At 70.7% G+C, this 20,453-nt stretch carries 21 protein-coding genes; 7 read left to right on the top strand and 14 right to left on the bottom strand.

From position 1 onward, the window contains the following. Nucleotides 1-101: 101 nt before the first annotated feature. On the top strand, nt 102-899 hold the full coding sequence (locus P2T37_RS09330) for an aldo/keto reductase (protein WP_276233645.1): 798 nt from the start codon (nt 102-104) through the stop codon (nt 897-899). Between the two features lie 4 nt (nt 900-903). Here the strand turns inward: P2T37_RS09330 and P2T37_RS09325 are convergent, their stop codons facing one another. After that, nucleotides 904-2,133 carry a type IV pilin N-terminal domain-containing protein gene (locus P2T37_RS09325; protein WP_276233644.1) on the bottom strand — a complete coding sequence of 410 codons (1,230 nt, stop codon included), beginning with the start codon at nt 2,131-2,133 and terminating at the stop codon, nt 904-906. Between the two features lie 363 nt (nt 2,134-2,496). Here P2T37_RS09325 and P2T37_RS09320 point away from each other — a divergent pair, with 363 nt between their 5' ends. Together P2T37_RS09320 and P2T37_RS09315 are read left to right on the top strand one after the other, a co-directional pair. Then, entirely contained in the window at nt 2,497-2,703 is a 207-nt protein-coding gene (locus P2T37_RS09320; protein WP_276233642.1) for a hypothetical protein, read from the top strand. 369 nt (nt 2,704-3,072) lie between these two features. Further along, on the top strand, nt 3,073-3,279 hold the full coding sequence (locus P2T37_RS09315) for a HalOD1 output domain-containing protein (protein ID WP_276233640.1): 207 nt from the start codon (nt 3,073-3,075) through the stop codon (nt 3,277-3,279). A gap of 256 nt (nt 3,280-3,535) precedes the next feature. Here P2T37_RS09315 and P2T37_RS09310 read toward each other — a convergent pair whose 3' ends face one another. The 5 genes from P2T37_RS09310 to P2T37_RS09290 are packed head-to-tail and all read right to left on the bottom strand — an operon-like array spanning nt 3,536 to nt 8,483. Continuing rightward, on the bottom strand, nt 3,536-4,501 hold the full coding sequence (locus P2T37_RS09310; protein ID WP_276233639.1) for an NAD-dependent epimerase/dehydratase family protein: 966 nt from the start codon (nt 4,499-4,501) through the stop codon (nt 3,536-3,538). Between the two features lie 56 nt (nt 4,502-4,557). Then, nucleotides 4,558-5,487 (bottom strand): NAD-dependent epimerase/dehydratase family protein, encoded by a 930-nt coding sequence (locus P2T37_RS09305; RefSeq protein WP_276233638.1) that lies wholly within the window; start codon nt 5,485-5,487, stop codon nt 4,558-4,560. Nucleotides 5,488-5,528: 41 nt separating this feature from the next. Further along, nucleotides 5,529-5,882, bottom strand: a complete 354-nt coding sequence (locus P2T37_RS09300) for a DUF5658 family protein (protein WP_276233637.1) — start codon at nt 5,880-5,882, stop codon at nt 5,529-5,531. A gap of 59 nt (nt 5,883-5,941) precedes the next feature. Then, nucleotides 5,942-7,411 (bottom strand): PGF-pre-PGF domain-containing protein, encoded by a 1,470-nt coding sequence (locus P2T37_RS09295; protein WP_276233636.1) that lies wholly within the window; start codon nt 7,409-7,411, stop codon nt 5,942-5,944. 10 nt (nt 7,412-7,421) lie between these two features. Next, entirely contained in the window at nt 7,422-8,483 is a 1,062-nt protein-coding gene (locus P2T37_RS09290; protein WP_276233635.1) for a hypothetical protein, read from the bottom strand. A gap of 237 nt (nt 8,484-8,720) precedes the next feature. Here P2T37_RS09290 and P2T37_RS09285 point away from each other — a divergent pair, with 237 nt between their 5' ends. Then, nucleotides 8,721-9,284: a DUF7344 domain-containing protein gene (locus P2T37_RS09285; protein WP_276233634.1), complete on the top strand. Its 564-nt coding sequence runs from the start codon at nt 8,721-8,723 to the stop codon at nt 9,282-9,284. Here the strand turns inward: P2T37_RS09285 and P2T37_RS09280 are convergent. Then, nucleotides 9,281-10,441, bottom strand: a complete 1,161-nt coding sequence (locus P2T37_RS09280) for an NAD-dependent epimerase/dehydratase family protein (protein WP_276233633.1) — start codon at nt 10,439-10,441, stop codon at nt 9,281-9,283. The genes P2T37_RS09285 and P2T37_RS09280 overlap by 4 nt on opposite strands. Nucleotides 10,442-10,577: 136 nt before the next feature. Between P2T37_RS09280 and P2T37_RS09275 the strand changes: the two genes are divergently transcribed. Next, nucleotides 10,578-11,363 (top strand): cytochrome c oxidase subunit 3, encoded by a 786-nt coding sequence (locus tag P2T37_RS09275; protein WP_276233632.1) that lies wholly within the window; start codon nt 10,578-10,580, stop codon nt 11,361-11,363. On the opposite strand, the gene P2T37_RS09270 is transcribed toward P2T37_RS09275, so the two are convergent. The 4 genes from P2T37_RS09270 to P2T37_RS09255 all read right to left on the bottom strand — a co-directional run bounded on the left by P2T37_RS09270 (nt 11,360) and on the right by P2T37_RS09255 (nt 15,965). Then, on the bottom strand, nt 11,360-12,679 hold the full coding sequence (locus P2T37_RS09270) for a cytochrome P450 (RefSeq protein ID WP_276233631.1): 1,320 nt from the start codon (nt 12,677-12,679) through the stop codon (nt 11,360-11,362). The two genes, P2T37_RS09275 and P2T37_RS09270, sit on opposite strands and share 4 nt — an antisense overlap. A gap of 75 nt (nt 12,680-12,754) precedes the next feature. Beyond that, complete coding sequence (locus P2T37_RS09265) at nt 12,755-13,009, bottom strand: DUF8028 family protein (protein WP_276233630.1); 255 nt, start codon at nt 13,007-13,009, stop codon at nt 12,755-12,757. Nucleotides 13,010-13,167: 158 nt separating this feature from the next. Next, entirely contained in the window at nt 13,168-13,677 is a 510-nt protein-coding gene (locus tag P2T37_RS09260) for a hypothetical protein (protein WP_276233629.1), read from the bottom strand. Beyond that, entirely contained in the window at nt 13,674-15,965 is a 2,292-nt protein-coding gene (locus tag P2T37_RS09255) for a DUF6789 family protein (RefSeq protein WP_276233628.1), read from the bottom strand. Before P2T37_RS09255 ends, P2T37_RS09260 begins: the two co-directional genes overlap by 4 nt. 115 nt (nt 15,966-16,080) lie before the next feature. Between P2T37_RS09255 and coxB the strand changes: the two genes are divergently transcribed. Both coxB and P2T37_RS09245 read left to right on the top strand, forming a co-directional pair. Beyond that, the gene (coxB, locus tag P2T37_RS09250; protein ID WP_276233627.1) at nt 16,081-16,860 is read left to right on the top strand and encodes a cytochrome c oxidase subunit II; all 780 of its coding nucleotides are present in this window, start codon (nt 16,081-16,083) and stop codon (nt 16,858-16,860) included. Between the two features lie 55 nt (nt 16,861-16,915). Further along, entirely contained in the window at nt 16,916-17,182 is a 267-nt protein-coding gene (locus P2T37_RS09245; protein WP_276233626.1) for a UPF0058 family protein, read from the top strand. On the opposite strand, the gene glmS is transcribed toward P2T37_RS09245, so the two are convergent. The 3 genes from glmS to P2T37_RS09230 are packed head-to-tail and all read right to left on the bottom strand — an operon-like array spanning nt 17,169 to nt 20,410. After that, a complete protein-coding gene (gene glmS / locus P2T37_RS09240; RefSeq protein WP_276233625.1) occupies nt 17,169-18,959 on the bottom strand; it encodes a glutamine--fructose-6-phosphate transaminase (isomerizing) in 1,791 nt (596 codons plus the stop codon). The two genes, P2T37_RS09245 and glmS, sit on opposite strands and share 14 nt — an antisense overlap. Next, nucleotides 18,959-20,146, bottom strand: a complete 1,188-nt coding sequence (locus P2T37_RS09235; RefSeq protein WP_276233624.1) for a sugar phosphate nucleotidyltransferase — start codon at nt 20,144-20,146, stop codon at nt 18,959-18,961. Before P2T37_RS09235 ends, glmS begins: the two co-directional genes overlap by 1 nt. A 39-nt stretch (nt 20,147-20,185) precedes the next feature. Beyond that, entirely contained in the window at nt 20,186-20,410 is a 225-nt protein-coding gene (locus P2T37_RS09230; protein WP_276233623.1) for a hypothetical protein, read from the bottom strand. Nucleotides 20,411-20,453: the final 43 nt, after the last annotated feature.

Raw genomic sequence — 20,453 nt, 5'->3', positions numbered from 1 at the left:
CTCGTCGGCCGGGGTGCTCACGCGACGACGCCGGGGAACACGCCCGCGGCGTAGGCGCCGGCCGGCGTAGCTTTTTGCACGGCGCGGCCGTCCCTCCATCGATGAGCGTTCCCGACATCGGACTCGGCACCTCCGGCAACGACGACCCCGACCAGTGCGCCGCGAGCGTCGAGGCGGCCGTCGAGGAGGGGTATCGCCACATCGACACCGCACAGATGTACGACAACGAGGCCGCGGTCGGCCGGGGGGTCGCCCGCGCGGACGTCCCCCGCGAGGAGCTGTTCGTCGCCACGAAGGTACACCCCGAGAACCTCGCGTACGACGACGTGCTCGCGACGGCCGAGGAGAGCCTCGACCGCCTCGGGCTGGAGTACGTGGACCTGCTGTACGTCCACTGGCCCATCGCCGCCTACGACGCCGCCGACACGCTCCCCGCCTTCGACGAACTGTACGACGAGGGGGTGGCGCGAAACGTCGGCGTCTCGAACTTCACGCCGGACCTCGTGGCGGAGGCCGCCGACCTGCTCGACGCGCCGATAGCCGCCAACCAGGTCGAGATACACCCGCTCCTGCCGCCGCGCGACGACCTCGTGGAGACGTGCGACCGCCACGGCGTCGACCTCGTCGCGTACGCGCCCTTCTGCCGGCGCGAGGCGCTCGACGTACCCGAGGTAACGGCCGTCGCCGAGAAGCACGACGTCTCCCCGGCCCGAACGATCCTCGCGTGGCTGCTCGAGAAGGACTGCAAGCCCATCCCGAAGGCGACCGGGCGCGACCACATCGCGGACAACTACGCCGCGCTCGACCTCGTGCTGGACGACGAGGACGTCGCGCGTATCGACTCGATAGAGCGGCGCTACCGGAAGTTCGACCCCGAGGGGTCGCCGTGGCGGGAGTAGGGCGCTAGCTCACGGACCCGCTGGCCGGGGTTCCGCTCGTGGTGCCGGTCGCCTGCAGCGTGTTGTCTTGGTCGAGGAAGGCGGCTCCGTCCACGACGATGACCCCGCCGTTGACGGTCGCGGAGAGGTCGTTGCCGGACGCGAACGTGGTCAGACTGTCCTTGCGGGTCGAACGGAGCGTCGCGTCCGTGAGGTCGATATCGCCGCCCGTGGATTCGAGCCGAACCGGCTCCCCGTCCTTGTCGGCGTGGACGACCGCGTTCGTCAGCGTGAGGTCGCCGTCGGCGGTGACGGCTATCTCGTTCTCGGCGACCAGCGACGCTCCGCTCGCCTCGACCGCGCCCGCGCTCGTGACGGTGAGCGGCTGGTCCGCGCTCACGTCCACATCGGCGTCCGTGAGGTCGACCGTGCCGCCGTCTATCGTGACCGGACTGTTCGAGGTGAGGCGCTCGCCAGCGAGGTCGACCGTGCCGCCGGCACGGAGCGTGATATCCATCGACTGCTTGCGGAAGTCGAGTTCCCCGCCGTCGACGAAGAGGTCGCCCGAGCGCGCGTCGAGGACGACGGGACTCGGGGACGACGAGGTCGGATACACCACGTCGGCGGCGAGGTAGATGCCGTCGGCCTCGAAGTCCGCGCCCGTGTCCAGCGACACGGTGCCGAGGCTCGACGGGACGACCAGGCGCCCGCTGTCGCTCACGCCGGCTTCGAGTTCTCCCCGGGTCAGTTCCCGGTCCGTTCCCGCGTCGTAGTCGCCGTCGAAGTTCCGGTCGTAGTAGGCGTGGCCGGGGTCCTCGGGCACCGCGAGCGCGGCGCCGGCCGGTTCGCCGGGGCCGGTCCACGTCTTCAGGGTGAACGAGCGGTCGCCGCCGCGCCAGACGACTCGGAGCGTCTCGTCGCCGGTCGCGTTCGGGACGACGACGGAGTCGCCCGTGGAGAACGTGCCGCTCGCGGGCCACGCGCCGAACGACACCGCCCCGTCGGGGTCCTCGCCGTGGAGCCGGAGGGCGTCGGCGTCGATGGTCGCGCCGCCCTCGTGGGTGACGGTCACCGTGCCGTCGTCCGCGACGGCGAAGGAGAACCGGACCTGGGGCGCGGGGTCGCCGGTGTCGGCGAGTCCGAGCGCCAGCGTCGTCGTGACCGCGCCGAGCGCGAGGACGATAGCCACCAGCAGAACCACACCGATGACCGGCGACACCGCACGCGTTCCCGACCCCTCCGTTCCCCCGTTCATGCGAGTGAATGAACGTTCAGGACACATGAACGGCGCGGTCGGCTTCACCGCGTGAGAAGCCGACCCAACGTCACGGTTGTTCTCGGATCCGAAATATAGATATAAATACTCAGCAGCCTCTAGCACCGCGTTAAGCCATTTCAGGCAGTTTTTTCGGTTTCCGTCTATAGACAGGACTGTGTCGGGGCACTCCGCAGGCCGAAGCGCCGTCGGGGTGGGCCCTCCAGGGACGGCGTTCGGCGGTACGCGGGCGGAGCCCGCGACGACATACATGAAACGACGCAACTTACTCATCGGTTTCGGCGCGGCGGCGGGAACGAGCGCGGCACTCGGGTCGGGGGCGTTCTCGACGGTGACGCGTCGGTGCCGACGACGGCGAACTTCGCCGACGAGCCGGACCTGTTCACGGCGTTCACGCCCGGCGACGGCGGGCCGACAGCGCCGAGCGGCGCCGCGCCCGCGACCGACTACAGCCGGAACTGGAGCGTGGGTAACGTCTGGAACAACGGCGGCGACACCGCGACGCTGACGGACGCGGGCGGCACGACCGTCGATACGTTCGGCTACTGAGCGCGGGCGCTGCCCCCGTGCTTCGGGTCGAACAGCAGCCCGGTGGCCATCAGTCGGCGGACGATGGTGGGGAGGATGGCCCCCGTCGAGCATGAACGGGCGGCTTATCTCCGTCTCCGGGAAAGCCCCCCGGAGTGGGTGAGCCGGTCCGACTCGGGCACGGACACTTCCGTTCCCGGGCGCCGCCCGCGGAGACGGTCGCGGGCCGCCTCCGAGCCGACGGCGACCCGCACGCCGCGTCGTCGCCGCTGTTCGCCCGCATCCCCACGGAAGCGTTATTCGACTCCGTCGCGCTACCTCCCCTCGATGAACGACGGACCGTCATCGGCGAACGACGGGAGCAGGGAGCCCGGACCCGAAGCGACGAGTATGCGGGTCGTGACCGCGCTGGCCGAGGCGCTCGGTCGGGACGCGACCGCCATCCGACCGCTGGGAGAAGTCGTCGATACGGACGCGCTGGACGCGCTCTTCGCGGACGGAAACGACCGGGCCGTGCACGTCTCGTTCGGGTACGAGGGTTTCGACGTGTCCGTCGGCGAGGACGACGTGGTCGTGCGCCCCGCGACCGAGTCGTAGCCGTCGGTCGGCGGAGCCGAACGGACACCTCGGGAGCGCTCCGGAGGTGTACGCCCGAACGACTATGCCGACCGGCGGCGAAGGACGGAACGATGGGGACGACTCGGACGGTCCGCATCTGCCTCGACTGCGGCCGGGACGACCTCGCGCGACGGGCCGACCCCGTCGAGCGGTGTCCCGCGTGCGACTCCACCGCCATCAGGTAGGTTCGGACCGGCGACCGGCCGCCCCGCGGCGTCGGGGCACCCTCGCGTTTCTACTCGGCCAGCAGGTCGCGGACCGACGCCTCGACGCTCTCCGTCGGCGTCCACCCGAGGTCCCGCTCGATGGCCGTCGTATCGACGGCGAAGGAGTCCACGAGCGTCTCGCCGCTGCGCGGGTTCGCCACGAGTTCGATGTCCACGTCCAGCCCCCGCTCCTCGCTCGCGACGCGGGCCACGGTTTCGGCGACCGTCATCACGCCGGGGTCCTCGTCGCTCGCCACCTCGTACGCCTCCGACCCCGTCTCCCCGGCGGCACGCCGGGCGACGAGCCGCTCGGCGGCCCGGCAGAAGGCGTCGGCCACGTCGCGGACGTGGACGAAGTTGCGCGCCTGCGTCCCCGGCTCGTACACCGTGAGCGGCTCCCCGGCGAGCGCCCGGTTCACGAAGAAGTTGATGACCGTCCCCTTCGAGACGGCGCGGTCGCCGACGGCGTGCTCGCCGTAGAGGTTCGATATCATGAACTGCACCGCGGGGAAGGAGCCGTCGGCCATCGTCTCGACGGCCCGCTCGCCGAGCACCTTCGTCTCGCCGTACCAGTTCAGCGGGTCGCGGGCCATGTCGGTCGTGATTGGGAAGTCGGTCGGGTCGCCGATGACCGCCATCGAGAACGGGAACGCGAGCCCGGCGCCCGTCCGCTCGCAGAAGTAGGCGACGTTGTTCGTCCCGACGACGTTGACCTCGTAGGCGAGGTCCGGCTTGTCGTCGCAGTCGTCCACGCCGGAGATGGCGGCGAGATGCAACACCGCGTCCGCCCCGTCGAGCGCGTCGGTCAGCTGGTCGCGGTGGCGGATGTCGACGTGCTCGACCGTCGTGTCGCCGACCTCGCGCACGTCGCCGAGATAGAAGTTGTCGATGGCCGTCAGCTCCCAGTCGGGGTGGTCGCGGCGCAACTGCCCGACCACCCGGCTCCCGATGAAGCCCGCCGCGCCCGTTATCGCGACGTGCGTCGAGTTACTCATGTTCCGAGTAACGGAGACGCCCGGTAAGGCTCTTGTCCTCTCCCCCGCCCGCGCGGCTACCCGCGGAAGGCGTCGCGGAGGTCGCGGACCCCCTCGCGGAGCGTCCACTCCGTCCCGAACCCGGTTCGGGCGAGGCGGTCGAAGTTCACGTGGTACGAGGGGCCGGGGTGTTCGTCCTCCAGGTAGGTCACGTCGACGGGCGCGACCTCCTCGCTCACGACCTCGGCGATCTCCGCGACGCGGTAGTTGCCGTCGTTCGACCCGACGTTGTACACCTCGCGGTCCCAGTCGTCGGGGGCGAGCGCGGCGTGCTTGTACGCGCGGGCGGCGTCGCGGACGTGGACGAACGGCCGCCAGTTCGACCCGTCGCCGTACACCGTGAGCGCCCGCCCGGTCAGCGCCCGGAACACGAAGTGGTTGACGACGAGGTTGAAGCGGACGCCGGGCGCGTTCCCGTAGTTCGTCGCCATCCGCAGGGCGACGCCGTCGAAGCCGAACTCCTCGCGCGCCTCGCGCAACAGCGACTCGGACTCGTACTTCGTCTCGGCGTAGGGGTTGATCGGGTCCGGCTCGACCGACTCGTCGATGTCCGTCGTCGGGGCGCGCCCGTAGATGTTACACGAGGAGGCGAGCACGACGTTGTCGACGCCGACCTTCCCCGCCGCGTTGAGCACGTTGCGCGTCCCCTCGTAGTTCGTCTCGAACGTCTCCTCGCGGCGGTCGTGGGTGCTCGCCGCGCCCGTGATGGCCGCGAGGTGGACGACGGCGTCGGCCCCCCGGGCGGCCGACTCCACGTCGCCGTACTGGCGGACGTCGCCGCGGCGGAAGCGGACGGTGTCGTCGCCGAGTTGCCCGAACAGCGCCCGCGGCGAGGAGGCCGAGAAGTCGTCGAGGACCGTGACGCGGTCCACGCGGTCGTCGTCGCGCAACAGGGGGACGAGGACGCTCCCGATGTAGCCGCAGCCGCCGGTGACGAGGACGTGCATATCGGGGGCGCGGCCGGCGCGGCCGTATAGCCTTCGTTACCCTACCCGAACAGGAGCCGGAGGTTGTACGCCGTCGTGAACCCCCCGACGACGGCGAGCAGGGCCGGCGGGAGGTAGTAGACGAAGCGGTCGGCGGTGCGGGCGCCGTAGAGGCTGATGGCGAGACAGCCGGCGAAGACGGCGAGCTTCAGCCCGATGAGCCCGAGGTTGCCGTGGCTGTTGAGCAGCGCCGCGAGCAGGAGGTTCCCCTCGCTCAATCGGGGAACGAACCGGGTGAGCGCGACCGTCGTCACCACGTCGCCGACCCCGTAGGTGGCGAGCGCGACGAGCCACAGCCGGGTGAACTCCCGCCCCGAGGAGCCGGCCTCACGGAGCCGGAGTTCACTGGATGTCATACCGGCACTACGCCGGACTCGAATAAAAAGCAGCCGCGTGTTTCGATGCCCGATACGTCCTACGCGGCGCTGGAGCCGGAACGCCCGTCCCCCTCGCTGGCGGCCTCGACGTTCGTGACGACGACCGTGAGGCCGTCGTCGTCGCTCGCGGTCGTCAGGCGCTCCTCACCGTCGTACAGCGTCACCGCCACCGTCACGACCCGTCGGTAGGTCGCGGTACGGCCGTCCTCGTCCACCGACAGCGCGTCGGCGCGCGGTCCGGTCGCGTACAGCAGCCGGGTGTCGGTCAGCGCCTCGGCGAGCGACAGCGAGGTCTCGCCGTCGAGCGGAACGGTGACGTTGCGGAGCTCCCGGGAGTCGCCGTCGCCCGACACGGTCACCGTGACCACGGCACGGGTCGCGCGGTCGTCGGACCACGACACCTCGCCCGCGACCGAGCCGGCGACGACGTCCACGTCGCCCCGGTCCGAGCGTATCGGCTCGGGGTTCGGCGCGGCGACTCGGACGGTCGCGTCGAAGCCGCGGTCCGGCGGGGCGTCGCCACCACCGCCGCCACTACCGCCACCACCGCCTCCACCGCCGTTCGTCGGCGGCGGGTTCTCGGGCGGCGGATTCGACGGAGAGACACCCCCCGAGCCGCCGTCGTCGGTCCCGGTCGGCGTCGGAGTCGCTGTCGCCGTTTCGTTCGGTTCCGGCGTCGGTGTCGCGGTCGGTGTAGCTGTGGCGGTCGGCGTCGCCGTTCCGTTCGGTTCCGCAGTGGGTGTAGCCGTCGGCGTAGCCGTTGGCGTCTCCGTGGGCGTCGGGGTCGCGGTCGGCGTAGTGTCCGGCGGCGGGCCGCCGCCGTTGCCGTTTCCGTTCCCGTTTCCGTTCCCGTTTTCGCCCGCGTTCGAGCGGTCGTTCGCCCGCGAGGGGCCGACGCCGAACACGGAGAGCCCGGGCGAGACCGCCCGGAAGGTGTACGCATCGGCCGAGGCCGCGTCGAGCGCCGTCTCCAGCGCCCGCCACTCGCCGTCGTGGTAACGGTACAGCGTCACGTCGCCGGGTTCGATACCGGCGTCGCGGAGCGTCGCCGCCGAGACGGTGAAGCGGAACGTGACGCTGTCTATCTCGGCGTCCCCCTCGTGGCCGACGTTCAGGTAGCCCGCCGTCGCGTTCGTCGGGGCGGTGTCGACGGCGGAGCCGTCGGTCTTCCTGACGCCGGACAGCGTGAGGTCGCCGCCGCCGTCGACGGAGACGTTCAGCGAGTCGAGTCCCACGCCGCTCGCGTTCTCGGCGACGCGCGTCCCGGCGAAGGAGACGGTGGTCGTCCCGCCGTCCGGGAGCGAGAGGGACGCGCCGGCCCCGTCGGCCGAGTCCGACGCCGCCACGCGGGAGGGCGCGTCCTCGGTGAGCGTGGCCGTGATGCCCGCCCCCGCGCCGAGGACGACGATAGCGGCGAGCAGCGCGACGATGGCGGTGCGCTTTGTCACGGGAAGCGCGCCGCTGCCGGCGTCGGAGCGGTCGCCGCCCGAACTGCCGTTGGCGTCCATGCGGGCCTACTTACTCGGCCTCGGCGCCGGAGGTTCCGGTGGAGTCGCTGCTCGAAGCCTTGTTGGTGACGCTAACCGTGAAGGTCGTCGTCGCCGAGAGTAGACCGGGGTGCGCGTCGGCGTTGTCCCGGATCTGGCTGTAGGAGAGGCCCGACGGCGTCCCGAACTCCGGGAACCCGTCCTCGCCGTTCATCACGAGCTTCGAGTTCCCGTCGTCGATGTCGGACTCCTCCAGCCCGTCGATCTGTTCCGCGGCGAAGCGCTTCTGCTCGGCGACGGAGAGCTCGGTGAACTGCGTCGCCCCCGCCTCCGGCCCGTCGTAGTTCGCGAAGTCGACGCGGTACTTCAGCTGCGAGAGGTTCGGGCGCTGGAACTCGAAGGTGTAGCGGAGCGTGACGTCCGTCGTCTTCGTCTCCCCGTCCGTCGTCTCGTTGAACGGCGTGGTGTCGGACGCGGCGCCGTAGTAACCGGCGTCGACGTCCCAGTAGTTGTTCTGCCAGCCGCCGTCCTCGTGCGCGCCGGGGTAGTCGTCCGCGCCCCCGATGCTCGTACCGTTCATGAACGACTCGTACGTGATGTTCCCGGAGATGCTCCCGAAGTCGTAGTTCGCGTAGTCGGGCCGGCCCTGCTCGTCGGCCACGACCAGCGGACCGGCGGAGTAGTCCGGGCCGCTCCCGTCGTCGAAGCGGTCGTCCGCGTTGAGCGCCTCCTCGAACGACGGCTCCACGGCGTACGAGCCGGTGGTCCCGATCTGGTCGGCGGTCAGCCACGGCGTCGCGCGGAACAGCGGGTAGAAGTCCCCGCCGTCGACGCTCGCCTCGACGAGCCAGAACACCTTGCCGACGGCGTCGTCGAGCCCCGTCCAGTTCACCGTGAACGTCGGGTTGATAGTCAGGCTGGTGAGTTCACCGCGGTCCAGCGTCGCGCTGGCGTCCGCGGACGTGATGGAAACCGAACTGTTCGCGCTCGCCGTTGAGGAGACCGCCGCGAGGCCGCTCCCCGCGACCGCGAGTCCCGCGATGCCACCGAGTACGCTGCGCCGACTGACGTTCGTGCTGTCGTCTTCGGACATGGTTGAATCGTGCCCGCCGTGTGGCGGGGCGTATCCCCACCCAGGGGAGAGGGGTCCTTCTACAAGCGGCAGCAGAACGGGCCACAGGGTGGGCGAGAGGAACGGATTGGACGGCCTGAACCGATCGGGAGTCGGCCTAATTCCCGATTAAACGCCGTTTCGGGGCGGCAGGCGGCGGCGTCCTATCGCCGACCGGCCAACAGATTTAATCTGAACAGGTACTCAAAGCAGATATAAATGGGGGCAGCAGCGGCGGAGTCGTCGGGGGACGACGAGGGACCCAGCCGGCAGGAGATGTTCGAGACCATCAGCAACGAGCGACGGCGGATGGTGGTCCACTCGCTCCAGCGCGACGGCGCGACGGACCTCCGGACGCTCTCCCGGCAGGTCGCCGCGTGGGAGAACGACACCGAGCCGTCGGCGGTGAGCGCCCAGCAGCGTCGGCGCGTGTACAACGCGCTCCAGCAGTCACACCTCCCGAAGATGGACGACAACGCGGTCGTCGACTACGACCACGACCGCGGTACGGTCGAGCCGACCGACTCGCTGGAGGAGCTGACGGTGTTCCTCGAAATCGTCCCCGAGAAGGAGATCTCGTGGGGGACGTACTACACGCTCCTGGGCTCGGTGTGTCTGGCACTGTGTTCGGCCGTCGCGCTCGGCGTCTACCCGTTCGTCCTGTTCGGGATGGCGCCGACCGCGCTGGCGTGTTCGCTCCTCCTGTTGGGGTCGGGGCTGGTCCATCGCTACCGCTCCGAGCGGCTGTCGCTCGGAACCGGTGACCTGCCGAGCGAGGTCTAATCGCGCAGCGCGTCGGGCAGGAAGCGGTCCTCGTGGGCCTCGATGGTGTCCGCGTAGCGCGTCAGCGTCGCGAGCACGTCCTCGATGCCGTCCGCGAAGGTGGCGCGCTGCTCGCCGATGAGGTCCATGTAGCGGTCGTTGTCGATCTCCATGCGGTGTTCCTCGTCCTCGTCGCGCGGGTTCTCGACGTGGGTGACCTCGACGTCGAGGTCGAACTCCGCCGCGACCTCCCGGATGGTCTCGGCCATCTCCACGATGGCGATGGGCCGTGTCACCTGGTTGTACACCGTGAGTTCGTCGGGCGCGTCGGCGAGCGCGAGTCGCGCCAGCCCCTCGACGGCGTCCTCCAGCGAGACGAACGGCTTGCGCTGTTCGCCCTTGCCGTAGACGGTGAGCGGGTAGCCCGCGACTGCCTGCGCCGCGAAGCGGTGGGCGACGACGCCGAAGTAGTAGTCGAAGTCGAAGCGCGTCTTCAGCCGGTCGTCGGCGCGCGTCTCCTCGGTCTCCGTGCCGTAGGTGATAGCCGTGCGCACGTCCGAGATGGGAACCCCGAACTGCTTCGCCGCGAGCCGCATGTTCGCGGCGTCGTGGCTCTTCGTGAGGTGGTACCAGCTCCCCGCCATCGCCGGGAACGGCACCTCGTCGCGCTCGCCCTCGTGCTCCATCGTCGCGCCGCCCTCGGGGATGGGGAAGTCGGGCGCGCCGTAGACGCCGGTCGTCGTCGTCTCGATGAAGTGCGTGTCCGCGAGGTCGTTCTCGTGGAGGCCGAACAGGAGGTTCCGCGTCGCCGCCATGTTGTTGTGCTGGGTGAAGTTCGCCCGCTCGCCGTTGATCTGCGAGTACGGCGCGGAGGGCTGGGCCGCGGCGTGAACGATCGCGGAGGGCTCGTGGACCTGCAGCAGCTCCTCGACGAACGCCTTGTCGGTGAGGTCGCCCTCGACGAAGGAGAGGTTCGAGAGGCCGTGGACCTCGCGGGCCGCCTCCAGCCGCTCGTCGATGCTCGCGACGGGCGTGGCGCTCACGGCGCCGACCTCCTCGACCCACGCGCGTCGCCCGAAGTTGTCGACCGCGACGACGCGCTCGTCGGTCCGGTCCGCGATGCGCAGCGCCGTCGGCCACCCGATGTACCCGTCCCCGCCGGTGACGATGATGGACATGGTTACTCACGATGTGAGTAACTGCGCGTAAATACTTTCCCACTCGCGGCGCTGCTGGTGCCGCCGGAGCCGCCGGCGGAGCGCGGGGACGAGGGGCGCGAGTAGGTTTTTCTTCCCGGCGGGAGAACCCCGACCGATGACAGGACCCGCCGAGGCCGGACACGACCACCGGAGCCGGTGGCCCGTCGTCGCGGCGGGCGGCGCCGGCCTGCTCTACGCCGGCCTCGCCGCGTTCGCGCTCGGCGCCGGGACGGGCTACCTGCCGGCGATACCGACCGTCGGCGTCGCCGCCGTCGGCGCGGTCGTCGTGGCCGTCGCGCTGTTCGGCTGGCTGGACGAGGCGTTCCTCTCGGCGCGCGTCACGGGCGATGGGAAGCCGCTGTACCTGCGGACGATGCGGCTGTTCCTCTACACGGACGTGGCGACGTTCGCCACGGGGTTCGTCGTCTACTTCTACCTCCGGCTGGCCGCGTGGGCGCCCGCGGAGGTCCCCCACCTGCTCTCACCCATCGTGGCCGTGAACACGCTGTTACTCGTCGCGTCGAGCGGCACCTTCCACCTCGCGGCGTCGGCGCTCGACGACGGGAACGCCCGGCGCTTCCGCGGGCTGATGGGGCTCACCCTCCTGCTCGGTGTCGTCTTCCTCGGCGGTCAGGCGTTCGAGTACGTCGAATTGCTCGGCGAGGGGTTCGCCCCCGGCGGCGGCGCGTTCGCCGCGGTGTTCTACGGGCTGACGGGGTTACACGGCCTCCACGTCGCGCTGGGCGCGCTGCTCATCGGTATCGTGCTGTTCCGCGCGCTCCGCGACGATTACGGCCCGGAGCGCGACACGTCGGTGGAGACCGTCGAACTGTACTGGCACTTCGTGGACGGCGTGTGGCTCTTCCTCGTCGCGACGGTGTACGTCGGCGCGACGCTCTAGCGCTCGTGGACGCGCATCCGGACGGGGTTGCGGGGCCGCGCGGTGAGCGCGGGCCGGAGGTCGAGGTCGGGGTCGGAGACGAGTTCGAGGTGGTAACGGGTGTACGTCGCCGCGAGCACCAGTTTCGCCTCCAGCAGCGCGAACCGGTCGCCGATACAGCGGCGCGGCCCCGCGGCGAAGGGGAAGTACGCTAAGCGCGGGAGGTCGTCGCGCATCGCGTCGGTCCAGCGGTCCGGGTCGAACGCGAGCGGGTCGTCGTAGAAGCGCGGGTCGCGGTGGACCGACCGCTGGTGCATCACGACCGTCGCGCCCGCGGGTATCTCGTAGCCCCCGAGGGTGTCCTGCTCGGTCGGCTCGCGGACGATGGTCGGGACCGGCGGGAACAGCCGCATCGACTCCGTGACGACGCGGTCGAGGTACTCCAGCCCCATCACGTCGCCCATCGTCGGCCGGCCCTCGATACCGTCGAGTTCGGCGACCAGTTCCCGCTCGATACCGGGGTGGCGCGCGAGCAGGTGGAAGGTGAAGGTGAGCGACAGCGCCGTCGTCTCGTGGCCCGCGAGCAGTATCGTGATCACCTCGTCGCGCAGTTGACGGTCGCTCATCGTCTCGCCGTCCCCGTCCGTCGCCTCGAGCAGCATCGTCACGAGGTCGTCGCCCGGGTCGCGCTTGCGCTCGCGGATGATGCGGTACACCACCTCGTCTAGCGACTCGACGGCCTCGCGGTAGCGGCGACGGCCCGGCGTGGGGACGGCGTCCGGGATGAAGCCCTGCCAGACGCGCTCGGACTGGGCCATCACGGCCTCCATCGACTCGCCGACGGTTTCCACGTCGCGGTCCATCTCGATGCCGAACATCGCCTCCGCGATGATGCGCAGGGTGAGTTCCATCGCCTCGGCGTGGACGTCGCGGACCTCGCCGTCGCGCCACCCGTCGAGCGCCTCGTCGGTGAACGCGGCCATCGTGTCGGCGTAGCCGGCGATGCGGTCGGGCGTGAAGGCGGGTTGCATCCGGTGACGCTGTGTCCGCCACGTCTCCCCCTCGCTGTTGAGCAGGCCGTCGCCCGTGAGCGGACCGAGCACCGACTGGAACAGGTCGCCCTTCACGTAGTTCTCGTTGTGTTGGACGAGCACGAGCTCGATGTCCGCCGGGTCGTTCAGCTGGTAGAAGTCGTCGCCGAGCACCTCGTAGCGCGCGACCGGGCCGTACTCGCGTCGGAGCCGTTCCGCGAACGCGAACGGGTCGCTGGCGTACTGGTGGGTGTTGCCGACGACGGGGAGGCCGGACGGACCGGGCGGGCGGCGCTCGGATGCCATCGGCGAACGTAGCGTCGGTTCGGACAATAGGGTTGCGACGGCCGGGGGAGGGCGGGGACCGTTCGGGGGGCGTGTTCAGGCGCGGTAGCCGCTGCCGAGCGCCATCGCGACGACGTTGGCGACGAGCAGGGCGACGAGGAGGGTCGGTCGCGAGGCGGTCACGTCGGCGACGAGCAGGGGGACCTGCGCGAACGCGAGGGTGATGCCGGACCAGAAGGCCGCACCCTGTGCGGCGGTGCCGACCGCGCCGAGCGCGTTCGTGAGGCTGTCTATCGCCGTCGGCTCGACGGCGTCGGTCAGGGTCGAGGCGGAGGGGTCTGCGGTGGCCATCTCGCTTCCTTCTATATCCCCTATCCACATATACCGGTCAGACGCTCGGCTTCGTTTCGGGTCGATTCACGCCGGAGGGGGAGCGGTACGGAGTCCGGGCCGACGTTTCACGGGGCGTCGAGCGACGTTTAGAACTTTTATCGAGGGCTCTGAGACGTTCACTCCGCTGCGTTCTCGAAGGCGTCGAGCCGGCGGTACAGCGGCGGGGTCAACACGCCGCCGGCCCCGAACAGGATGGCGGCCACGCCGAGCGGGAACAACAGCGGCGGGACGCCGACGCACTCGTTGAGCGACGCGAGGGTGACGTACCGCTCGCCGCCGTCGTACGTGACCAGCACGCCCGCGCGGAACGCGGCGAGGTGTTCGACGTCGCCGTCGATGCTCGCCTCCCGCGTCGGGGCGTCGAGGGCGGTGCGGAACGCCGCGGCCTCGGCGTCGGTGAGGTTCTCGACGGGGAGGCGTTCGAGGCTCGGGCCGTCGGGCCCGACGTACCCCGCCGTGGTCTCCTCGCTCGCGACGTGGATGGACGGCGAGCCGCAGAGGCCGAGTTCCGACTGGACGACGCTGTAGCCGCCGAGCACGCCGGCGGAGATGCCGACGACGACGAGGAGAACCCCGACGAGCGGGGCGGCGTAGGTGACGACCCACGGCTCGTCGGCCTCGCTCATAGCCGCCTCGTGCGCCGCAGTTCGAGGAACTCCAGTACGACGGCCAGCCCGAAGCCGTAGAGCCAGTGGGCGACGAGCGCGAAGCCGACGTAGCCGACCAGCGCCAGCCCCGTCTGTCCGGAGTAGAAGGCTATCATGAAGCCGAGCGACATCACCGTCGCGTACGCGAGGCCGGTGCCGACGCGCAGGCGACCGGGGAGGTACTCCTGCAGGGCGAGGAAGAGCAGGGCCCACGTCGTCGTCCCGCCGAGCAGGAACACGGTGTAGCCGAGCGCGACGCTGTCGCCGAGGCCGGCGAGCGCGGCGAGTTCGGCGAAGCTCCCGGTGTCGAAGACGCCGATGGCGACCGCGGCGAACAGCGCGCCGGACATCAACATCGTGCCGACGAAGCCGGCGAGCAGGCCGCCCGCGACCGTCCGGCCGGTGTTCTCCGCGAGCGAGCCGACGCCCTTCGCGAACTGCGGGCTCCCGGCGTCGGGGTCGGCGGTCGCGGAGGGCCTGACCGCGTCGGGCGTCGTCGGCTGCATCCCGTAGCGCGATTCGAGCCGCGACTCGAACCACTGCCACTCGCGGGTGAACTGGTCGGTGGCCTTCAGGTCCCACGGGTCGCCGCTCTCGACGGGGTCGCCGTGCCAGTAGGACCACACCATGTTGTAGAGCCACAGGAGGACGGCCATCCCGATGAGGAACGCGCCGATAGAGGCGACCTGCTGGAGCGGGGCGAACTCGGCGGGGTAGTTCGCGTAGCGGCGCGGCAGTTCGAGCAGGCCGAGGACGACGAGCGTGCCGAACGTGACCGTCGTGCCGACGACGAGGAGCCACGACTGGAAGCGCGCCAGCCGGCGGTCGTAGAAGCGCCCCGTCAGCAGGGGGTACCAGTAGTAGCCCGCGGCCATCATCATGTACGGGATGATGCCCATCACGATGAGGTGGAAGTGGCCGACGACGTAGTAGGTGCCGTGGTACACCACGTCGATGGGGACCGCGGCGAGGAACACGCCCGTCACGCCCCCGACGACGAAGGTGCCGATGGAGCCGACACACAGTATCATCGGCGCGGTCAGCCGGACGTTCCCGTCCCACATCGTCGTGAGCCAGTTGAACGTCTTGATCGCGGACGGAACGGCGATGGCGAGCGAGATAGCCATGAAGGAGGCCTTCACACGGGGGTCCACGCCGGAGACGAACATGTGGTGGGCCCAGACGCCGAAGCTCATCACCGCGATGCCGAGCGTCGAGTAGACGACGAAGCGGAAGCCGAACAGCTTCCGGCCGACGAACTTCGGCAGTATCGTCGAGAGCAGCCCCGTCGCGGGGAGGAAGATGATGTACACCTCGGGGTGGCCCCAGAACCAGAAGAGGTGTTGCCAGAGGACCGGCCCGCCGTTCCCGACGGCGAAGAAGGCCGTCCCGAAGGTCCGGTCGAGGATGAGCATGACGAGCGCGCTCCCGAGGAGGGGGAAGGCGAACAGCGCGATGGCGCTCGTCGTCAGGAGGTTCCACGAGAGGATGTCGAGGTTCGCCCAGGTGATACCCGGCCCGCGCTCGTGGACGACGGTCGCGATGAAGTTGATGGCGCCGACGGTCGTGGCGACGCCGGAGAGGTGGAGCCCCAGGAGGAGGGTCGTTATCTGCGGGTTCTCGCTCGTCGCCGACAGCGGCGTGTACAGCGTCCAGCCGACGCCGACCTCCTCGACCGACAGCAGGAGGGCTATCTCCTCGGGCGGGAGGAAGAAGCCGAGCACCTGCCCGCCGACCTGGAAGAAGATGCCCGCGCGGACGAGCAACAGCGCGGGCGGGAGGAGCCAGAAGCCGACGGCGTTCACCCGCGGGAACGCCATGTCGTCGGCGTCGATGAGCAGCGGGAGGACGTAGTTGCCGATGCCGAAGAACACGGGGAGGACGAAGAAGATGAGCATCGTCAGCCCGTGGGTCGTGAAGAGGGCGTTGTACGTCGCCTCGCTCCACACGTCGGCGGCGGGCGTCAGCAGTTCGAGACGCATCATCATCCCGTCGAGGCCGCCCCAGAACGCCGCGACCGTCCCGAAGACGATGTACAGGATCCCGATGTCCTTGTGGTCGGTCGTCGTCGTCCACCGGACGAGGCCGTTCCACAGCCACCCGGCGGAGAGGTCGATGCCCTCGCGGTGGCCCGGCGCGTAGCCCCCGTCGGAGGCGGCGACGCGCCCCTCGTCGCCGCCGGACCGCCGGCTCCCGACGACCGCGAGCGCACAGACGAACCCCAGCAGGACGAGCAGACCGGCCCCGGTGACGAGATAGCGGTTCACGGCATCACCCGTCGGGGGTCGGCGCGGGGGAGGGCGTGCATGGTCGGAGGGTTGACACGGTGTGACATAAAACCGCCCCCGGTAGCTATTTTCCCTCCCGCGAGAACGGTGGGATATGTCCCGTCCGGCCCGTCGGCTCGCCGCCGCGGCGGCCGCGCTCGTCGCCCTCCTCCTCCTCGCGGAGCCGGTCGCGGCCCAGTCGGCGAACCGCGACCTCTTCGACGGGCTGAACCGTCAACTGCTGTACGTCGCCCTCCCGCTGACGGCGTTCGTCGAGATAATCCTCGTGTACGCCGTCGTCCGGTTCCGGAACAACGACGACCCGAAGCCCACCTCGTCGGACCCGGCGCTCGAGATCACGTGGACCGCCGCGACGGCGGTCATCCTGCTGTTCGTCTTCGTCGCCGCGTTCACCGTCCTCGCGTCGCCGTACATGTCCGCGACGGGGACGGCCGCCGCCCAGCCCACGACCGCCGGCGAGATGCCCGACGACGCCGTCGAGATACGCGTCCTCGGCTACCAGTACGGCTGGGAGGTTCGCTACCCCGGCGCGAACCTCACGACGCAGGGCGAACTCGTCGTCCCGACCGACCGGGAGGTGTACCTCAACATGTCCTCGGCCGACGTCATCCACTCGCTGTTCGTCCCGCGGTGGGGCATCAAACAGGACGTGTTCCCGACGCGGCGCGCCTACGTCCGGACGAACGTCACCGCGGCGGGGACGGTGCGGCTCTACTGTACGGAGCTGTGCGGCGTCGGCCACTCGCGGATGACGGGCAACGCAACGGCCGTCGCCCCCGAGCGGTACGCCGCGTGGCTCGCGGCGAACGAGGACGGCCGGAACGTCCGCGACGTCCCGACGGCGAACGCGACATCGACGAACGCGACGGCGTAGCCCCGAACACGTTCGGCGGCGGGTCCGTGTGGGTTCCGTTCGAAGCGCGAATGTGATGCACAAACAGGAACTGCTCCACCTCCACGCGCTGTTCGCCGAGGTCCGGTCGTTCGCGGAGACCGAACTCGACGCGACGGTCGACGCCGACGGCTACGAGCGGCTGGACGTGCGGTCCAACGCCGTCGGCGCGTCGCGGGCCGACCACGAGGACGCGACGTTCGCGCTGGCGGCGGCGCTCGACGATGCGCTGGACGACGGGAACGCGACGGACGGGACGGCCGCCCCCGAAGCGACCGCCGACCGAGGCGTCACTCGACGGTGACGCTCTTCGCGAGGTTGCGCGGCTTGTCGATGGAGCGGCCGAGTTCGTTCGCGACGTGGTAGGCGACGAGCTGGAGCTGGATGTTCGCGAGGACCGCGGCGGTCCGGGCGTGCGTCTCCGGCACCTCCAGCACGTGGTCGGCGTAGCGGGCCACGTCGCTCTCCCCGTCGGTGACGGCGACGACGGGCGCGCCGCGCGCCTCCACCTCCTTCACGTTCCCGATGGTCTTGCGCGCCGCCTCGCCGTCGCCCGTGACGACGGCGAAGACGGGCGTGTCCTCCGTGACGAGCGCCAGCGTCCCGTGTTTGAGTTCGCCCGCGGGGAACCCCTCGGCGTGGGCGTAGGATATCTCCTTGAGCTTCAGGGCGCCCTCCAGCGCGACGGGGTGGCTCTTGTCCCGGCCGATGAAGAAGAAGCCGTCGCTGTCCACGTACTCGCGGGCGACGGCCTCGGCGTCGGTGTCGTCGAGCAGCGCCTGCACGTCCCCCGGCAGGTCGCGCAGGGCGGCGATGACCTCGCGGCGGTCGTCGTCGCCCGCGCCGACGGTGTGGAGCGCCAGCAGATTGAGCGCCGCCAACTGCGCGGAGAACGTCTTGGAGGCCGCGACGCCGATCTCGGGGCCGGAACGGATGTACAGCGCGTCGTCGCACTCGCGGGCCATCGTGGAGCCGACGACGTTGGTGACCGCGAGGGTCCGCGCCCCGCGGCCCCGCGCCTCGCGGAGCGCGGAGAGGGTGTCGGCCGTCTCCCCCGATTGAGAAACCCCGACGACGAGGTCGTCCTCGATGGGCGGCGTGGCGACGGCGTACTCGTGGGCGAAGAAGGCCTGTGCCGGGACGCCCGCGGCGCGGAACAGCGCCGCGCCGTACAGCGCCGCGTGATACGAGGTGCCGCAGGCGACGAACTGGACGCGCTCGACGTCGAGGTCGAGGTCGAGCGACACCCGGCCGCCGAGTTCGTCCACCCGACCCTGGAGACACTGCCGGAGGGCGCGGGGCTGTTCGTGTATCTCCTTGAGCATGAAGTGGTCGTAGCCGGACTTCCCGGTCGCCTCGGCGTCCCACTCGACGGTGTGGACCGACTTCTCGCGGGGCTCGCCGTCGAGGCTCGTGACGGCGTAGCCGTCGGCGTCGAGGCGGGCGAACTCCCCGTCGTCGAGGTAGACGACGCGGTCGGTGTAGCGCCGGAAGGCGGGCACGTCGGAGGCGAGGTAGGTCGCGCCGTCGCCGACGCCGAGCACGAGCGGGGAGTCCTGCCGGGCGGCGAAGACGGCCTCGACGTCCTCGATGACCACGGCGACGGCGAAGCTCCCTTCCAGCCGCGAGACGGCCGCGCGGACGGCGTCCTCGGGGTCTGCCCCCTCGGCGAGTTCCCGCTCGACGAGGTGGGGGACGACCTCCGTGTCCGTGTCGGAGACGAACTCGTGCCCCTCGGCGGCGAGTTCGTCGCGCAGCGACTGGTAGTTCTCGATGATGCCGTTGTGGACGACGGCGACCTCGCCCGCGCAGTCGGTGTGCGGGTGGGCGTTCGCGTCCGTCGGCGGGCCGTGGGTGGACCAGCGGGTGTGGCCGACGCCGACCCGGCCCGAGGGCGACTCGGATTCGAGCACCTCGCGGAGCGCGTCGAGTTCGCCGACCTTCTTCACGACGTCGAGCCCCGGGCCGGCGAGCGCGACGCCCGCCGAGTCGTAGCCGCGGTATTCGAGCGTGTCGAGCCCCGAGACGAGCGTGTCGAGGGTGTCGTCGCCGCGGCCGACACAGCCCACGATGCCGCACATCAGCGGACCACCTCGCCGTCCTCGGGGACGCGGTCGCGGGCGAACGCGCCGGGCCCGACGCGGGCGTTCACGCCGACGAGCGTGCCCGGCTCGCAGGTCGCGCCGCCGCCGAGCTCGGCACGGTCGGCGAGCACCGCGCCCAGCCGCTCGTCGGGGAAGACGCGGTCGCCGACGCGCACGTCGGCGGGACCCCCGGGTACCGTCGCGCCCGGGCCGACGACGACGCCGGAGCCGGTGACGCAGTCGCGGATGACGCTCGCCGCGCAGACGCGCGTGTCGGCGTCCACGACCGACCGCTCGACCGTGGCGTTCGCGCCGACGGTGACGTTGCGCCCGAGCGCGGCGTCCGGGCCGACGACGGCGCTGGCGGCGATCTCGGCGTCCGGGCCGACGACGACCGGCCCCTGTAGCGTCGCGTCCTCGTGGACGGTCGCGGAGCGGTGGACGTGGACGCCCGGCGAGCGTTGCGTCTCCGTCACCCAGCCCTCGTCCAGCAGGCGGCGGGCGGCTTCGAGGAGGTCCCACGGGTAGGTCGCGTCCACCCACAGCCCGTCGGTGTGGACGGCGCGGACGCTCCCCTCCTCGACGAGCGGGAGCAGGGCATCGGTGAGGATGAGCGAGCCGTCCCGGCGGGGGGTCGCCACGAGGCGGTCGAAGCAGTCGGACGTGAGAGCGTAGACCCCCGCGTTGATGAGCCGGTACTCGTCCGCGGTCGGCTTCTCGACGAGGTCGGTCACGCGGTCGCCGTCGAGGCGCACCGCGCCGTACTGTGCGGCGTTCGGGTGGTCGCGGACGGCCATCACGGGCTCCGAGCCGTCGAAGGCGTCGAGCGTCGCGGCCACCGTGTCGGGGTCGACCACGCGGTCGCCGTTGACGGCCACGAAGTCGCCGTCCACGGCCTCGCGGGCCTGGAGGAGGGCGTGGCCGCTGCCGAGCTGTTTCTCCTGGCGGACGTAGGTGACGGGCGCGTCGCGGTACGTCGAGCCGAAGTGCTCCTGGACGCGGTCGCGCCGGTAGCCGACGACGACGACCAACTCCTCGACGCCGGCGTCGAGGAGGGCGTCGAGGACGTATTCGAGGATGGGCCGGTTCGCGGCGGGGAGCATCGGCTTCGGGCGGTTGCGCGTCAGCGGGCGGAGCCGCGTCCCCTCCCCCGCCGCCAGCACGACCCCCGTCGTCACGGTCATGGTGTGTAGTTACTCGCCCGCGTAGTAAATCCTGTGGCGTCAGTCGTACATCCGCTCGTCGAGGTCGGGGAAGTCAACCGACCCCTCACCGAGGCGCGCCTGGAGGCGGCTCCGGTAGAGCAGCAGCGCCATCTGGGGGACGGCGTTCGGCTGGACGGGCATCGGCTCGTCGAACGCCTCGCCCGCCCACGCGTTGTAGTCGGCGGCGATGTCCATCGCGTCCTTGAAGGAGCGGTACATGAGCTCCTTGAAGGGGTCCTGCATGGCCCGGTTTCGGGACGGGGGGTCTTACGCACGCCGGTCGCGA

Origin of the sequence: Halosegnis marinus (genome assembly GCF_029338355.1) — an archaeon.
In the GTDB taxonomy this organism is placed as follows: domain Archaea; phylum Halobacteriota; class Halobacteria; order Halobacteriales; family Haloarculaceae; genus Halosegnis; species Halosegnis marinus.
The sequence above is the reverse complement of the archived record's forward strand: the minus strand, read 5'-3'. Positions and strand labels throughout refer to the sequence as shown.

Coding starts and splice junctions, on each gene's coding strand:
- P2T37_RS09330 (WP_276233645.1), top strand. CDS start 102: ATGAGCGTTCCCGACATCGGACTCGGCACCTCCGGCAACGACGACCCC.
- P2T37_RS09235 (WP_276233624.1), bottom strand. CDS start 20,146: ATGACCGTGACGACGGGGGTCGTGCTGGCGGCGGGGGAGGGGACGCGG.
- P2T37_RS09265 (WP_276233630.1), bottom strand. CDS start 13,009: ATGGCCACCGCAGACCCCTCCGCCTCGACCCTGACCGACGCCGTCGAG.
- P2T37_RS09275 (WP_276233632.1), top strand. CDS start 10,578: ATGACAGGACCCGCCGAGGCCGGACACGACCACCGGAGCCGGTGGCCC.
- P2T37_RS09325 (WP_276233644.1), bottom strand. CDS start 2,133: ATGAACGGGGGAACGGAGGGGTCGGGAACGCGTGCGGTGTCGCCGGTC.
- P2T37_RS09315 (WP_276233640.1), top strand. CDS start 3,073: ATGCGGGTCGTGACCGCGCTGGCCGAGGCGCTCGGTCGGGACGCGACC.
- P2T37_RS09245 (WP_276233626.1), top strand. CDS start 16,916: ATGCACAAACAGGAACTGCTCCACCTCCACGCGCTGTTCGCCGAGGTC.
- P2T37_RS09305 (WP_276233638.1), bottom strand. CDS start 5,487: ATGCACGTCCTCGTCACCGGCGGCTGCGGCTACATCGGGAGCGTCCTC.
- P2T37_RS09260 (WP_276233629.1), bottom strand. CDS start 13,677: ATGAGCGAGGCCGACGAGCCGTGGGTCGTCACCTACGCCGCCCCGCTC.
- P2T37_RS09230 (WP_276233623.1), bottom strand. CDS start 20,410: ATGCAGGACCCCTTCAAGGAGCTCATGTACCGCTCCTTCAAGGACGCG.
- glmS (WP_276233625.1), bottom strand. CDS start 18,959: ATGTGCGGCATCGTGGGCTGTGTCGGCCGCGGCGACGACACCCTCGAC.
- coxB (WP_276233627.1), top strand. CDS start 16,081: ATGTCCCGTCCGGCCCGTCGGCTCGCCGCCGCGGCGGCCGCGCTCGTC.
- P2T37_RS09280 (WP_276233633.1), bottom strand. CDS start 10,441: ATGTCCATCATCGTCACCGGCGGGGACGGGTACATCGGGTGGCCGACG.
- P2T37_RS09300 (WP_276233637.1), bottom strand. CDS start 5,882: ATGACATCCAGTGAACTCCGGCTCCGTGAGGCCGGCTCCTCGGGGCGG.
- P2T37_RS09285 (WP_276233634.1), top strand. CDS start 8,721: ATGGGGGCAGCAGCGGCGGAGTCGTCGGGGGACGACGAGGGACCCAGC.
- P2T37_RS09290 (WP_276233635.1), bottom strand. CDS start 8,483: ATGTCCGAAGACGACAGCACGAACGTCAGTCGGCGCAGCGTACTCGGT.
- P2T37_RS09295 (WP_276233636.1), bottom strand. CDS start 7,411: ATGGACGCCAACGGCAGTTCGGGCGGCGACCGCTCCGACGCCGGCAGC.
- P2T37_RS09310 (WP_276233639.1), bottom strand. CDS start 4,501: ATGAGTAACTCGACGCACGTCGCGATAACGGGCGCGGCGGGCTTCATC.
- P2T37_RS09270 (WP_276233631.1), bottom strand. CDS start 12,679: ATGGCATCCGAGCGCCGCCCGCCCGGTCCGTCCGGCCTCCCCGTCGTC.